The 14,166-nt window shown below is 55.2% G+C and carries 13 protein-coding genes; 5 read left to right on the top strand and 8 right to left on the bottom strand.

Going from position 1 to position 14,166, the window contains the following annotated elements:
• Positions 1-55 precede the first annotated feature (55 nt).
• The 3 genes from HCG48_RS26385 (at position 56) to HCG48_RS03530 (ending at position 3,546) form a co-directional block, all read left to right on the top strand.
• The gene (locus HCG48_RS26385) at positions 56-184 is read left to right on the top strand and encodes a hypothetical protein (protein ID WP_281362075.1); all 129 of its coding nucleotides are present in this window, start codon (positions 56-58) and stop codon (positions 182-184) included.
• 418 nt (positions 185-602) lie between these two features.
• Positions 603-1,970 carry a hormogonium tapered terminus morphoprotein TftA gene (tftA, locus tag HCG48_RS03535; RefSeq protein WP_168567922.1) on the top strand — a complete coding sequence of 456 codons (1,368 nt, stop codon included), beginning with the start codon at positions 603-605 and terminating at the stop codon, positions 1,968-1,970.
• Between the two features lie 193 nt (positions 1,971-2,163).
• Positions 2,164-3,546: a pentapeptide repeat-containing protein gene (locus HCG48_RS03530; protein WP_168567921.1), complete on the top strand. Its 1,383-nt coding sequence runs from the start codon at positions 2,164-2,166 to the stop codon at positions 3,544-3,546.
• Positions 3,547-3,571: 25 nt separating this feature from the next.
• Here the strand turns inward: HCG48_RS03530 and HCG48_RS03525 are convergent, their stop codons facing one another.
• Positions 3,572-4,036: a hypothetical protein gene (locus HCG48_RS03525; RefSeq protein WP_168567920.1), complete on the bottom strand. Its 465-nt coding sequence runs from the start codon at positions 4,034-4,036 to the stop codon at positions 3,572-3,574.
• 92 nt (positions 4,037-4,128) lie between these two features.
• On the bottom strand, positions 4,129-5,070 hold the full coding sequence (locus HCG48_RS03520; protein WP_246259880.1) for a DMT family transporter: 942 nt from the start codon (positions 5,068-5,070) through the stop codon (positions 4,129-4,131).
• A gap of 237 nt (positions 5,071-5,307) precedes the next feature.
• Here HCG48_RS03520 and HCG48_RS03515 point away from each other — a divergent pair, with 237 nt between their 5' ends.
• A complete protein-coding gene (locus HCG48_RS03515) occupies positions 5,308-5,652 on the top strand; it encodes a hypothetical protein (protein WP_168567919.1) in 345 nt (114 codons plus the stop codon).
• A gap of 176 nt (positions 5,653-5,828) precedes the next feature.
• Here HCG48_RS03515 and HCG48_RS03510 read toward each other — a convergent pair whose 3' ends face one another.
• From HCG48_RS03510 to HCG48_RS03485, 6 genes are all read right to left on the bottom strand, one after another.
• Positions 5,829-6,770: a pentapeptide repeat-containing protein gene (locus HCG48_RS03510; protein WP_168567918.1), complete on the bottom strand. Its 942-nt coding sequence runs from the start codon at positions 6,768-6,770 to the stop codon at positions 5,829-5,831.
• Between the two features lie 14 nt (positions 6,771-6,784).
• A complete protein-coding gene (locus HCG48_RS03505) occupies positions 6,785-8,200 on the bottom strand; it encodes a BamA/TamA family outer membrane protein (RefSeq protein WP_168567917.1) in 1,416 nt (471 codons plus the stop codon).
• 304 nt (positions 8,201-8,504) lie between these two features.
• Entirely contained in the window at positions 8,505-9,086 is a 582-nt protein-coding gene (locus HCG48_RS03500; protein ID WP_168567916.1) for a pentapeptide repeat-containing protein, read from the bottom strand.
• 556 nt (positions 9,087-9,642) lie between these two features.
• A complete protein-coding gene (gene rpsU / locus HCG48_RS03495) occupies positions 9,643-9,822 on the bottom strand; it encodes a 30S ribosomal protein S21 (protein WP_168567915.1) in 180 nt (59 codons plus the stop codon).
• A gap of 244 nt (positions 9,823-10,066) precedes the next feature.
• Complete coding sequence (gene rbp / locus HCG48_RS03490; RefSeq protein ID WP_168567914.1) at positions 10,067-10,384, bottom strand: RNA-binding regulator; 318 nt, start codon at positions 10,382-10,384, stop codon at positions 10,067-10,069.
• Positions 10,385-10,838: 454 nt separating this feature from the next.
• Complete coding sequence (locus tag HCG48_RS03485) at positions 10,839-11,087, bottom strand: hypothetical protein (protein WP_168567913.1); 249 nt, start codon at positions 11,085-11,087, stop codon at positions 10,839-10,841.
• Between the two features lie 260 nt (positions 11,088-11,347).
• On the opposite strand from HCG48_RS03485, the gene HCG48_RS03480 reads away from it, so the two are divergent.
• The gene (locus tag HCG48_RS03480; RefSeq protein WP_168567912.1) at positions 11,348-14,146 is read left to right on the top strand and encodes a CHASE2 domain-containing protein; all 2,799 of its coding nucleotides are present in this window, start codon (positions 11,348-11,350) and stop codon (positions 14,144-14,146) included.
• Positions 14,147-14,166 lie beyond the last annotated feature (20 nt).

Raw genomic sequence — 14,166 nt, 5'->3', positions numbered from 1 at the left:
CCTCGCTTGACATCTTCACTATTCGGAGTTGGCGCCTACACCCGCAATCCTGCGGGTGACGTCAGCAGCTTTCAACTCCCTGGCGAACCGTCAATGCTTTCCCCTCAACGGCAATCTCGATTCGCCGATCTGTTCGAGTCCCTCTGGATTGGAACGGGAATGGGGGAGGCACGGAGGATCCTGATGTCAACCCTATCGGAGAATCTGGGGAGTTTCCATTTTGTCTCAATCTTCCCCTGAATGGCGAGTTCCGGACAATGGCGACGCAGAAATAAGCAGTAGTTTGTTGCGAAATCGGATGAGCCTAATGTCCGTCGGAGATTCAATTGGTTTTAGGTTACCCACCACACAGGTCAAGTAACAGGAGGAGGGAAAGGCGGGGCGATACGCCGGAGGCGTCGCTTCTCGAACGCGCGATCGCTCGTGGGGAATCTCTAGTCTACCCAACTCCGTGCCAATGAGGCACAATTGAGGGCAGAATCTGCTTTTCGCTCGGTAGAAACTCCTTTTGCTCGAATGCCAAACCCATGTTAGCCTCACCACCTTTTGATTATCCTCAAGAATCGAGTGCGATTGTTTTTGCTTGTAAGGGAATTATCTAAATGGGACGAATTTTTATTTCTGCAGGTCATGGTGGCTACGAGAATGGCTCGATCGATCCGGGGGCGATCGCCGGAGGGACGACAGAAGCCCGCGAGATGATTCTCTTGCGGGATTTGATCGTAACCGAACTACGCTCGAAAGGGGTCGAAGTGCTGGCGGTTCCCGACGACTTGAGTATGATGCAGTCGATTTATTGGATTAACGCGCGCGGCACTCAAAACGATGTGGCGATCGAAATCCACGCCGATGCCTTTGCCAATCCCGCCGGACGCGGCGCCAGCGTTTACTACATTGCCAATAACACGGAACGCAAGAGCCATGCCGAACAACTGTTGATGGCCCTGTTGCGTCGCGTTCCCCAACTTCCCAATCGGGGCGCGAAAGCCGATACTACCACCAGTCTCGGCAGTTTGGCCTTCTGTCGTGCGGTGGCGATCCCTTCCCTGCTGATGGAAGTGTGCTTTTTAACCAATCCCGACGATCGCTATTTACTCCTCAACCGCCGTCGCGATTTTGCGATCGGCATCGCCGAAGGACTCGTCAGCATCTTACGCGGTACGCCGCTTCCGACCCCTTCGCCGCCGACGCCGCCACCCCAGCCCGTCGTCTATCCGCCGATTAATATCAGTATTAACGGTCAAAATTATGGCGAGCAAGGGGTCATTATTAACGGTAACGCCTACATCCCGATCGACTTAGCCGATAGTTTTGGGGTCAATTTATCTCAACTCTCATCGATCCGACGAGTAACGTATAGAAATATTGTATATATCAAGGCGATCGAGCTGCGCGAATATCAAATTTCCGTCGGTTGGGAAAACGAAACCCGCACCGTGGTCTTGCGATCGATTTTGCAACTGTGTCCGGGATATCTCGATCGGATTATGGGACACGGCAATACCTCGGAAGTCCAATTGCTGATGTTCCTCAAATCCAATAACGAACAGGCGATCGTCGATTTCCCCGACCTGCCCAACCTCTATCGAGAAGAAGCCAGCATCGAAGGGGTCAACTACGATATCGCCTTCTGTCAAATGTGCCTCGAAACGAACTTCCTGCGCTTTGGCGGCGTCGTCAAACCGATTCAAAATAACTTTGCCGGACTCGGCGATGTCGGCGGCGGGCCCGAAGGTGCCTCCTTTCCCAGCGCTCGTGTCGGCGTGCGCGCCCACATCCAACACCTCAAAGCCTATGCGAGCAACGAACCCCTCGTGCAAGAACTCGTCGATCCCCGCTTTCGGTTCGTGGCGCGCGGGATTGCGCCGTTAGTCGGACAGTTGAGCGGTCGCTGGGCCGCCGATTTAGACTACGGCACCAAAATTATGGCCCTGTTGCGGCGCCTGTACGAATCCGCCGGGATGTTTTGAGTGACTTAGGGGCGATCGCCCCCAAGTCGATCTCGCGTTGAAATCCGGCGCCGCTTCTCCCTAAACTGGAGACTTGTCAAGGGACTGCTGGCTGCAAAGCCGTCGGGGATAGCATCGTCATCTCAATAGCACTACCGTCGCTCGGGAGCGACCCATTCCCACGACGACTTTTGTATAGGGGGCCAGGTACGCTATGGGGGATAAAATCAGCGTCAGCGAGTTAATCCAACTCTACTCGTCGGGTCGCAGAAACTTCCGCAATACCGATCTGAGCGGATCGGACTTAAAGCGAGTCAATCTGCGCTGGGCTGACTTGCAAGGCTCTAACTTGCGATGGGCCGAACTCCAAGGCGCCAACTTACAAGAAACCAACTTGCCCTGGGCCGACTTACAACGGGCCAATCTCTCCGATGCGACGTTGCAATATGCCATCCTCAAGGAGGCCAATTTGCGCGGGGCTTGCTTGCAATGGGCCGATTTGCTCGAAGCGGATCTCAAAGGTGCCACCCTGATTAAAAGCGAGTTGCCTTGTGCCAACCTGCGAGGCGCCCGCTTGCGCTTGGCTAAACTGCAGGGGGTCAATCTCGACAAAGCCAATCTCTACGGGGTTGACTTGCGAGTCGCCAACCTCGGCGAGGCCCATTTGTGCCATGCAGAAATTCAATATGGCAAGTTGCAAGGGGCGCATTTATGCGGGGCGAATTTAACGGGAGCCAATTTACAGCAAGCCAATCTTCAAGGGGCGAACTTGCAAGAGGCGAAGTTAATCGGGACGAATTTGACGGGAGCCAATTTACAACAGGCCGATTTTCAACGGGCCAATCTCGAAGATGCTAAGTTAATTGGCGCTAATTTGGAAGGGGCGAACTTGCAAGGGGCGCGCCTCCCGGCGATCGAAAATATGCAGGGCAGTTATTGGAAAGGCGCTCACATCCAAGGGGTACAATTACCCCGAGGCGAAAAACTCAACAGTGCGATCGCCGCCGATGGGTTCATTCCGGACTTGCGCTCCCTATCCCCGGTCGAATCCGTCGATCCGGCGGTGAGGGCGATCGCCCCGGGGGTCGATCCTGTCGATCCTGCCGCCTTGCCCGCCGATCTCGCCGACTTGCCAGAAGCTGCACCAGAGCCGGAAACCGACGCTCCGCCGACGATGGAGGCAGATCCGAATTTCTCGGCATCCGATGTCAGTAAAACCGTCCGGGAGGCGATCGCCCTCCGTCGCGGTCCGCTTCTGTTCCGTCAAACCCTACTCGCCGCGTATAACGGACAATGTGCGATTACCGGATGCAATGCGGAACCCGCCCTGGAAGCGGTCTGTCTGCTGCCGGACTATCCGGACAACTTACAAGATGCTTCCAGGGGCTTGCTGTTGCGGGCGGATTTGCACAATTTACTCGATTTATCCTTGCTGGCGATCGAACCGCACACCCATACCGTTCTCGTTGCCCCCCAACTGCGCCAGACCAGTTACGCCCAACTCCACGGTCAACTGTTGCGCCCGCCCCTCGATCCGAGCTACGTTCCCAATCGAGAAGCCCTGCAATGGCGTTTCGATCGCTGTCCGTGGATTTGAATCGCTGCCGACGATCGCCCCCGCTTTAGATATACCCGGGGGGTTTCACTAAATAGGTCGCCCATTGCTGCTCGTCGGTCTCTTTATTTTTCTCTAACGGAACCGCCAAACGCCAGGTTTTGCCTTCCCGTTGACGTTGAAGATATAAATCGAAGGGATTGTCGCGCTCGCTAAAACGGCGATCGCCCGTTCGCCCGCTCAAATTGTAGGTGCCTTGCACGTGATAGGTCAGTAAATCACCGACTTTTAACGGATCTTCTCGCCGGATCTCCACCCGTTCGATTTGATAGTCGGGAAGCCGACCGTCGCCGTCGGCATACTGACTTAAATGTTGTCTCAATTGGGCTTGAGTTTGATTTAATTGCAGGGCGATCGCCCGTTGCACTACGTCGCGGGTCGGCTGAAACCCGCCCACACTAAAACTGACCGTGCAAGCATTGAGCAAGCCGATTAAAATGGCAACGATCGCCAGTTTGACTATGACTTTCATCTTTCGACCTCCCGCGCCCATCGGTTTCAAAATCGCCTATCCAAAATCGCCCATCAATTTGAGCCGTCCGCATTCAATGTTATCGCTAAAAATTAACCTGCCGTTAATAATAACGTGACCCCAAACAAGGCCACGATCGCGCCGAGTGTCCCCCGCGCCGTCACCCGTTCGCCCATCAAGCGCGCCAGGGCGATCGCGAATAAAGGACTCGTGGCGCTCAAGGTTTGTGCAATGCCTGCCGGAGCGAATTTTAACGACATTTGTTGTAGCCAGATTCCCAAATACGTCCCTAAAAAGGCGGCGATCGCGATCGCGCCGAACAGCCGTGGCGACGTTAACCCAGCCAACGATTGCCGGGTTCGGCGATCGCGAAGCGGCTCCCTTGGAGCATCGCCGAAACTCAACCATCCCAGCAACACCAGCATCCCCGCACACAACCGCAATAAACTACTCACCAACGGATCGATCGCCGTTTCCGCTAACGCCCCCCGGGATAGGATCGCCCCGGTCGCTTGCGCCAACGCCGAGATCCCGCCCCAAAGGATCCCGCGTAGGGTTCCTTGACGGTCGGCGGGACTGACCCCGACGCGTTCGGCGACGATCGCCCAAGCGATCCCCAACATCGTCACGACAATGCCGAACCACGCCCGAGGACTGAGGCTTTCTTGAAGAACGGCGATCGCCAGTAACGCACTCAGAGGCGGCGCCAGGGTTTGCAATAACAACGCCCGCCGGGGATCGAGGGCATTGAGCGAGCGAAAAAATGCCGTATCTCCCACGCCAATCCCGATGGCGCCACTGAGTAACAGGGATCCGACGGCGAGGCGATCGAGGTCGGCCACCCAAATGCCTCGGTCTGCGTCGATAGCGCCAAGGGCGATCGCCGTCCCCAAGGTCAGGGCGATCGCGATCGCCCCTTTGGCTAAATTCAAAACAAGCGGTGCAATTTGCGCCCCAACTTTGCTGTAAATAACGGACGCTACGGTCCACACCATCGCCGCGCCGAGGGCGGCGAATTCGCCTTGAAATCTCAATTCATCCCTCGCTGCGCCGTTGACTGCATAATCGAACCGGGAACCGAATCGCGATATTGCGGAGCCGTCGTTCGGCGAACGGGGTCGAAATTTCCCGCGATTCGGTCAAATATTGTAAAACAATCTCTAATTCTTTTACAGTTTTTGAAGAACGGTAACAGATGCAACCGTTGGCCCTTTGACAAACTGCTATGAAATATTCACAATCATAAAAAAGACGATTTGTAGGAGGTGGAAATGACCTACACCTTTGACATTTTAGGCATTTCTCCTGTTATTTCTTTCTTTAACCAACAACAAGTGATTGCCGATCGCCCTTCTCCTTCTGGAGTTGAATATCTGGCCACCAATAAATGTACTTTAGATGCGTTTCTCGAATCGGTAGAAACGGTTTCGACCCAAGCTGAATGGAATTTAGATCGGGTCGTCGAAACGGTGATCGAATTTTGGATGAATAATCCCGATAGTATTTGGTATTGGAAAGAGCGCTTGGAAGATGCGGGCGATCGCAATCTGCTCGTCGGTCGGGTGGCTGAAATGGATTCGTTGCGACATACATTTGAATCTTTATTTCAGGAATAAGATCGACGGTTAAACTAGGGGCAAGGCGATCGCAATCCCTACCCAAACGAGCTGTTTTCCATGATTTTATCTAACTTTTTATCCTCTCTAAAAAATCATCATTCCTGATTCCTGAAACAGCGATCGATTCTAGGATGCCTAGAATCGATCTTTTTTTCGCTCATTTGGCGCGGCGCTTACGGGCGATCGCCCCCCCGATCGGCAATCGTGCCGTCGGGTAACAGTGCGCCTCTCACATCCGTCCCGGCGAGGGCGTCGCGATCGAGGTGCGCCCCGAGCAGATCCGCCCCCAACAACCGGGCGCCTTTGAGAATCGCCCCTTTCAACCTCGCCCCGCGCAATTGGGCGCGCCGCAAATCCGCATGGCGCAAATCCGCCCCGCGTAAGTCCGCCCGAGTCAGATCCACCCCCGCCAGTCGGGCGCGCTGCAGTCGGGCGCCGAGCAAGCGCACCTCGGGACCGAGCAGGTAAACTCCGGCGGCGATCGCGTCGAACCCTTCGGGAAACTGAGTTTCGGCATCGACCAACGCCGCACTCAACTCGGCGTCCTCCAGGTCGCTAGCACTCAAATCGGCCCCGCGCAGGTCGGCGCGCACCAAATAAGCGCCGTTTAACTCCGTTTCAGTTAATTTCGTCCAGCGCAAGTCCGCCCCCGCCAAATAGGCATCGCGCAAGTTCGCGCGCGCGGCGATCGCGTAAGCCCGCCTCGGTTGCGGATCGAAATCCTTGGGAAATCGGGTCTGCACGTCATAAAGCGCTTCGGCGATTTCCGTCCCGCCGAGATCGGCCCAGCGCAAATCGGCCCCGCGCAAGTCGGCCCCGCGCAAATAAGCCCCGCGCAAATCCGCTCCTTTGAAGTCGGCCCCGCGCAGGTCGGCCCCGCGCAAGTAGGCGGCGCTGAGGTTCGCCTCGCTGAAACGAGCATCGCCCAACTCGGCGCGGGTCAGGTTGACCCCACTCAAGTGAACGCCACTGAGGTTGGCTTTGGGGAAGTGGCGATCGCCTTGGGCGTAGCGTCCCAGCAATTCGTTGGGATCGAGGGGAAGGGGGACAGCCAATGCGGCGAAGGGGTCGGCGGTGGAGTCGGTCTCTTGGGTTTCGGGATCTATCTGTGTCATCGTCACTCTACAACTTAAAAGCGATCGCTCATCGTGAAGTGAGCTTTGGCATCGCCATCATCGTTCAAAGCAAATTCCAAGCGCACCGGACCGAAACGAGTTAAAGCGCGCACGCCGACGCCAAAACCGAAGCCGTTGCCCGGTTTGTTCCGCACTTCGGCGGGTTCGCCGACAACCGTATCCCCGGAACCGAGATCCGTGGCGTAGTCTACGAAGACGGTTCCCCCCAAGCGCGACACCAGGGGCACGTTGAGATCTTCGACAATCGGAAAGCGATATTCGGCGGTTCCTTGCACGAAACTGCGCCCGGATCCGACTTCGCCACCGCCATAACCGCGCACGGAGTTGGTTCCGCCCAAACTAAAAGCGTCGTAGGGGGGAACGTCGCCGATAAAGGTGCCGCCTTGCAGGTTGAAGGCTAAGGTATGGGAACCGAGGGGGACGAATTGGCTGTAACTGGCGCTAATGCGGTTAAAGAGGATTTCTTCTTCGCCGATGGGAACGGACTGCTCGGTTCCCAACCGGAAGCGGTAGCCTTGGGTGGGCCACCAGCGATCGTCTACGCGGTCTTGAGAGGCGGCGAGGCTGACGGTGAGGATGTTGTCGATGCCTTCGTCGTTGAGGGTGAGGCGATTGCCGAATTCGTCTCGGGAAAAGACTTTATCGGTGGCGGCGGCGTTGCGAATGGCGACGCGCTGGTAACCGACTCCGGCGGAGAGGGTGAGTCCATTTTCGGCGATCGGACGAAACACTTCGATTTTACCGCCGAGGCGATCGACGAAGGGGTCGTGGTCGTGAATCAGTTCGGCTTCCGGGTCGCCTTCGCGAAAGACATCTTCGGGTTCGCGGGTGTTGAAGATTTGGACTCGGAAGCCGGGATCGAAGGGATTGCCTTCGGTCCAGGGGTCGGTATAGGTTAATTTGCCGCCGAGGGTGCGTTCGCCGCCTTCGAGGTCGAGTTCGATACTGTGATGGTTATCGCCGATTTGGGAAATGTCGAGGTCTAATTTGCCGTAGATGCCTTTGCGAGAACTGTATTGCGGCAGGACGAGAAAGGAAACTTGGGGGCCGGGTTCTTCTTCGGTGGCGATTTGGGATTCGTCGATTTGGGCGATCGCCCCACCGCGATCGCCCTGCTGGGGAGGGCGGTGTTCTCCGACGAGATCGGGGAAACGAGGGCGCAGTGGAAGGCTGACGGATAACCCTTGGGGGTCGTTTCCGGTCAGATCCCGGGCGGAAGGGGATGAGTCGATCGCGCGGGCTTGAGAGACCGTCCCCGAGAGGGCGGGCGCGATCGCCTGTCGGCTCTCTCCCAAAGGATCGGCGCTTTGCGATCGCCCTGCTAAGGGACAAGCTAAAACTAAAGCACTGGTGCTGGCGGTCAACGCAAGCCATTCGATCGCGCGACCCACTCCGTTCTTGACGCTCATGCCGTTCACTCCCTCGATGTGTCCTAGATGCGCTTAGCAAATTGATGAGGATACCAAGACTAAGGTTAGCCCACCCCGTCCCTAACTCCTAGCACTCCACGCACAAAATGGACTTCCCAGAGAGTGAATCGCGGGCGATCGCGCTAAACTGAAGCCCAAGTCACCGATCGAGCTACTCTCTTCAATGAACGAGATTAGCGCGATCGCAATCGCGGTGCGGTCGCTTTCGAGGTGCGCGGAGATCGCATTATTGCCTATCGGGAGTATTTGGCGATCGTCGTCGTTCCCCGTGGAGCCTGACGCTTCAGTGGCGCGTTCCGTCGGGCATCACCGCGCCGCGCAATTGCGCCCCGTTGAGGTTACTATTCCAGAGGTTCGCTCCGGTAAAGTTAGTATCTTGCAAGTTCGCCCCGCCGAGATCGGCAGCGATTAAGTTAGCACTGGACAGATCGGCCCCTTGTAAGGTGGCTCCGACCAAGCTGGTACCGACTAAATCCGCCCCACTGAGATCGACGGCGGTGAGATTGGTATTCATTAAATCGGCTTTGTTCAGGGTCGCTTTCCACAAACTGGCATGAGATAAGTTGGCATCTTTTAAATCGGTTTTGCCCAATTCGGCGAGCATCAGATTGGCCCGGGTGCAGTCGGTTCCGCTCAAGTTCGCTCCGATCAGATTGGTTGCCGTTAGTTTGGCATCGGTTAAATTTGCTCCGGAAAGATTGGCGGTTGAGAGATTGGCTCGGCTGAGATTGGCATCGGCTAAGTCCGCATTACTCAAGTCGATTTCCGGTAAGTTTGCTCGATATAAATTGCAGCGCTTGAGGTTGACTCCCCGAAAGTTTCTTTCGCCTCGTGCGTAGCGTTTTAAGAGTTCTTCAGTATTCATTCAATCGCCCGGTATAGTGATCGAGTTCGAGGGATTTGGCTTCACTTGTTTTGGGTTGAATTGAGAGGCTCGAACGACAAAACATTGAAGGGTTTCGGGGGAAATATTACTACTTTAAATCCATTTTTACCCGAACTCGCGGACGGAGCATCCAACCCCGATCCGCAACGAGGGATCTGGGTTTGCACTCCGGGAACGACGGCTCCGAGGGAGGGGGGATTCCGACGCGACCCGTAGCCTTCCCCTCACAAAACAGTTCAAAAAAAGAAAATTGGGGACGGTCGATCCCCAATTTTCTGACAAATTCAGCCCCTTTCAAGCCGTAAGGTTCGAGCGGGGCGATCGCTGCGATCTCGTCGTGGTTTAACGCAAGCTCGACCTAACTACAAGCCAATGCACGGGTTACTTGAGTCACGGGTGTCGGTCTCCATTGCTTGTTAGAAGTTATCGGTCGCGAGCGGGTGAAGAAGCGGCAAAGCTTACCTCAAAACGCCAGTTGAAGAGTTTAAGACGCCAAAATGCATCGGTCTTCAGATGTAGCGGTCCGGAAGCTTGGTTAACGATAGCGTCTTTTGCGTCGAGCGGCACTCGCCTTCCTTTTCCGTTTTTCTAAGGGAGTCTCGAAATGGCGACGGCTCTTGACATCAGCCAAAATCCCCGCCCGTGAAACTTGACGCTTGAAGCGGCGCAACGCCGATTCAATGCCTTCGTTTTCACCAACTACTACTTGGGTCATTCTTCCTCCTTGACAGTGAAAGGGTTTTAGGTGGCCAGAACACCTACCGTGAAACTGGCCTGTTTAATTTTATAACTCGGGATAAGCCAGCAAATGCATTTGCTCGTTTATCTTTAATAGTTATAACAATTTTTGAGGCCAAACAACCTGTCAGTGAGGTCAGCAATGCCCCGCTACTTCTCCCGGACTGCGGGCGATTCGCCGTCACGAGGTCGGCAGCACCTGCAAAGCTTTTTGCCCGGGTTTAACCGCGTCGGGAGAAGCGATTTCCGTAGCCGCCGTTGTTGCGATCGTAATTCCGGTTGCCGCCGGGTTTGGATTCGCGCGGTTTGGCTTTGTTGACTTTGAGCTCGCGTCCCATCCATTCGGCGCCGTCGAGGGCTTCGATCGCCGCTTGTTCGTCCTCTTCATTTTCCATTTCTACGAAACCAAAGCCCCGTGGCCGTCCGGTATCGCGATCGACGGGTAAATTGACCCGTTTGACCGCACCGTATTCGCTGAAAACTTCTTGTAAATCCTCTAAAGACACACTATAGGATAAGTTACCTACGTAGATCGACATGGATACCTCCAAGGGAAAAAATGTAGCGAGATTCAGTAACGGAGATATGCGTGCCGATCGCGCCAAGGCGTTTCCTCTGGCAATTCTCTAGCTACCAGCAAAACCTACGTCTGAATCCAAGGTCATGTAAAATACTTTAGCACAATTGTACCGTTTGCCAAGAGAGGCAGACGCACGTCTTAGACTTAGGCTATTAAGGCGCGAGGATCTTTAAAAACTCTCGGTTTTGAATAATTTTAAATTCCGGTTGCCTGGGGCGATCGTGCAGGTCTTGGGCGTTGCATTTTTTGCCGAGTTTTTTATTGAGATAGTCCCGAGCAATTGACTCGCACTCCAGGCAAGAAATTCGACCGTTCGACGGCGTAGCGCCCTGGGGGAAATCGCCTTCGATCCGTCGGACGATCCCGGCAATTCATTGGAAAAGTCCCTCGCGATCGATACCGTTTAACGTCCCTCAAAAAGGGGGCGCCTTAACAACAGCTCGACAGCAACCGCGATCGCCACCAACCCAGTCAGGGCGTCCGCGAGCCCGAGAGGCGATCGCCTTGGCCGATCTCCGACCCGCTCGAAAGCCAGTTAACATTAAAGGGAAGAGTCCCTCCTCGGTCATTTGTCGTTCTCCAGCCTGCAAGTGGCCTACTTGTCGGAGATGGAGCGATCGCGCCACCGAACTCCGGCTGAGCTTGTAACGTTCTCCATTCACCAACGGTCGATCGAGCTATCGGACATGATTTGTCAAGATCAAACCGGGGTGCGAAAAGCGGGTACGGTCTTCGCCATTGACCTCTCGAACGAGGGAGGCGAAACCTTCGCCGTACCTGGGAGCCGAGGCGGATCCCCATCCATCGGTGCTTTCCCCCTCAATGAATAATACTCTCTTGAGGATGGCTGTAGGCAATCGCCGGATCGAAGCGATCGGAAACGGGTATGATTCCACGCACAAACAAACCGTCATGTTGGCGATTGAAAGCCATTGCGATTAGCACGCCAACGGTCGCGATCTTGACGATCGTCGTGAGATTGACCGGACTGTTACAACTGTTAGAATGGGCCAGTTTCGATTTATTCTTTCGGATCCGTCCTCGGGAAGCTCGTGACGAACGAATTGCGATCGTCACCATCGACGAATCCGATCTGACCGAGATCGGAAAATGGCCGATGTCCGACGGGTTGCTCGCGCAAGCGATCGATAAGATTAAAGCGCAAAATCCCCGGGCGATCGGCTTGGGACTGTATCGAGATTTGCCCGTAGAACCGGGACACCAACAACTGCTCGCCACCTTTAAATCGACGCCGAATTTGATCGGAATTGAAAAAGTTTCGGAAGAATCCGTCGCCCCACCCCCCCTATTAGCGAGCGAAGATCGCGTCAGTTTTGTCGATCTGATTCTCGATGCGGATGGGAAAGTCCGCCGGGCCTTAGTTTCTCTCGAACCGGAACCGAATCGGATCGTCTTGAGTCTGGGAACGCGCTTGGCGCTGACCTATCTCAAAGCCGAAGGGATCGAGATCGAAGCGATCGCCGAACACCCCGATCGCATCCGCCTGGGAAAAGGTATTTTTCACCCCTTTGAAAAAAACGATGGGGGTTACGTCAATGCCAACGATCGCGGCTACCAAATGTTATTGAACTTTCGCGGTCCGGGCCCGAGTTTTCGGACGATTTCGATCGGCGATGTCCTCGACGGACGCATTCCCGACGGTTTGATGGGCGATCGCGTCGTGTTCGTCGGCGTCACGGCGCAAAGCCTCAACGACTTTTTTTATACTCCCTTAAGCAGTAACGATCGCTCCACCCTTTCCGGCGTCGAAATTCACGCCCACGTGGCCAGTCACATCCTCGCCAAAGCCCTCGACGGGCGATCGGGAATTGAAACCTGGGACGACGCGATCGAGGGCCTTTGGATTGTCTGGTGGGCGGGGTGGGGCGCGCTGGTCGGTTCGATGGGATTGTACCACCGCCGTATCGTCGCGGCTACGGTGTTGCTGGCGATCGTGCTGGTGGCGATCGCTTACGGGTTATTTTTACAAGGCTGGTGGATTCCCGTGGTTCCTGGGGCGATCGCGATCGCCGCCGCCGCCGTCCTCGCCAATAGTTATCTCCTCTGGGAAAAATTGAATTTCTCCCACCAGCAGTTAGAAGAGTACGCCCGGACGTTAGAACTGAAAGTCAAACAGCGCACCCAAATTTTAGAACGGCGCAGTCTCGAACTCGAACAAAAGAAAAATCAACTCGAATGGCAAACCCTGGAGCTAAAACAGGCAAAAGAGGCGGCAGAAGCGGCCAATCGCGCCAAAAGTGTTTTTTTAGCCAACATGAGCCACGAACTGCGATCGCCGCTCAACGCAATTTTAGGGTTTTCGCAGTTAATCGGCCATCGCTCGGATTTAAAAGCGGAAGATCGCAAGCATTTGACCATTATTCACCGCAGTGGCGAACATTTGCTGCGTTCGATCGACAATATTCTCGATTTTTCTAAAATCGAAGCCGGACACAGTCACTTGCACCTGCAGGTTTTCGACCTTTACCGCGAATTGGACGATTTAATCGATTTATTCGAGTTGCCCTCGGCAGAAAAAGGGATCGCTTTGGAGTTGGAGCGATCGCCGGATCTGCCCCGATGGATTCGCGCCGACGCGGTGAAATTGCGCCAAATCGTGCTTAATTTACTGGGGAACGCCCTCAAATTTACGGAAAAGGGCCGTATTATCTTGCGCGCGAAGGTTCTGGCTCTCGAATCGTCGGCGGCGAACCCGGGGGGCGAGGGATCGAAGGGCGACGGCGATGCTCCTGCACAGATCCTAGGCGAACCCCCGGGGACGGGGCGCCCGTGTCGGCTGCATTTTGAAGTCGAAGATAGCGGTGTGGGGATCGCTCCGGAAGAATTGGAACAGTTATTTCAACCGTTCGTCCAAACCGAAAGCGGTCGGGCGATCGGTCGCGGGACGGGCTTGGGATTGGCAATTTGCCGACAGTTTGTAGAATTCATGGGCGGTCGCATGGGCGTTCGCTCCCAAGTCGGGCGGGGCAGTTGCTTTGAGTTCGATCTGGATGGGTCGTGGGTCGAGTGCGAGCCGCCGGAGGCGAAAGCCAGCCCTCGATGGCCCGTCGCTTTAGCGGCGCAGGTTCCGCCCTATCGGATTTTAGTGGCCGACGATCGCCCCAGCAACCGCCAATTGCTCGTCGAGTTACTCCAACCCCTGGGATTTCAACTTGCCGAGGCCCGCGACGGTTGGGAGGCGATCGCGATCGCCGAGCAGTGGCAGCCGGATTTGATTTTAATGGATTTGCGGATGCCGAAGTTAAATGGGTACGAAGCCAGCCAGCAGATTAAAGCAAAGATGGGGGAGAAAAAAACGGCGATCGTCGCGTTGAGTGCGATTGGTGGGAGTGAGGAACGAACGGCACGGGCGGCGGGATGCGATGATTTTCTGTGCAAACCCTTTCGAGAATCGGACATTTTTGAGACGATCGAGAAGCATCTACAGGTCCGTTATGTTTATGAAGAAGCGAGCAAGCCCGAACTCGAAGATCCTTCGCGGGAGTCGCGTTTCTGGGAAGAACGAGACGGACGATTGCCCTCGGAGGCGATCGAGCGATTGAAAACGGCGACCATTCGTTGCGATTTGGAATTACTCGACGAGGCGATCGCGTCGAGTCGTCAATATAATGTACCTTTGGCCGAGCAATTAACACAGTTGGCTGGCGAATTTGAATACGATCGCATTTTAGAATTGCTCGCCAAACACGAACGAACCTGAAATCGCGCCAGTTTGAAATC

The organism is Oxynema aestuarii AP17, assembly GCF_012295525.1.
In the GTDB taxonomy this organism is placed as follows: Bacteria; Cyanobacteriota; Cyanobacteriia; order Cyanobacteriales; family Laspinemataceae; genus Oxynema; species Oxynema aestuarii.
This window is presented reverse-complemented; position numbering and strand designations above follow the sequence as displayed.

Excerpts from the sequence above, each read along its gene's own strand:
- tftA (WP_168567922.1), top strand. The coding sequence starts at position 603 with ATGGGACGAATTTTTATTTCTGCAGGTCATGGTGGCTACGAGAATGGC.
- HCG48_RS03530 (WP_168567921.1), top strand. The coding sequence starts at position 2,164 with ATGGGGGATAAAATCAGCGTCAGCGAGTTAATCCAACTCTACTCGTCG.
- HCG48_RS03525 (WP_168567920.1), bottom strand. The coding sequence starts at position 4,036 with ATGAAAGTCATAGTCAAACTGGCGATCGTTGCCATTTTAATCGGCTTG.
- HCG48_RS03515 (WP_168567919.1), top strand. The coding sequence starts at position 5,308 with ATGACCTACACCTTTGACATTTTAGGCATTTCTCCTGTTATTTCTTTC.
- HCG48_RS03510 (WP_168567918.1), bottom strand. The coding sequence starts at position 6,770 with ATGACACAGATAGATCCCGAAACCCAAGAGACCGACTCCACCGCCGAC.
- HCG48_RS03505 (WP_168567917.1), bottom strand. The coding sequence starts at position 8,200 with ATGAGCGTCAAGAACGGAGTGGGTCGCGCGATCGAATGGCTTGCGTTG.
- HCG48_RS03500 (WP_168567916.1), bottom strand. The coding sequence starts at position 9,086 with ATGAATACTGAAGAACTCTTAAAACGCTACGCACGAGGCGAAAGAAAC.
- rpsU (WP_168567915.1), bottom strand. The coding sequence starts at position 9,822 with ATGACCCAAGTAGTAGTTGGTGAAAACGAAGGCATTGAATCGGCGTTG.
- rbp (WP_168567914.1), bottom strand. The coding sequence starts at position 10,384 with ATGTCGATCTACGTAGGTAACTTATCCTATAGTGTGTCTTTAGAGGAT.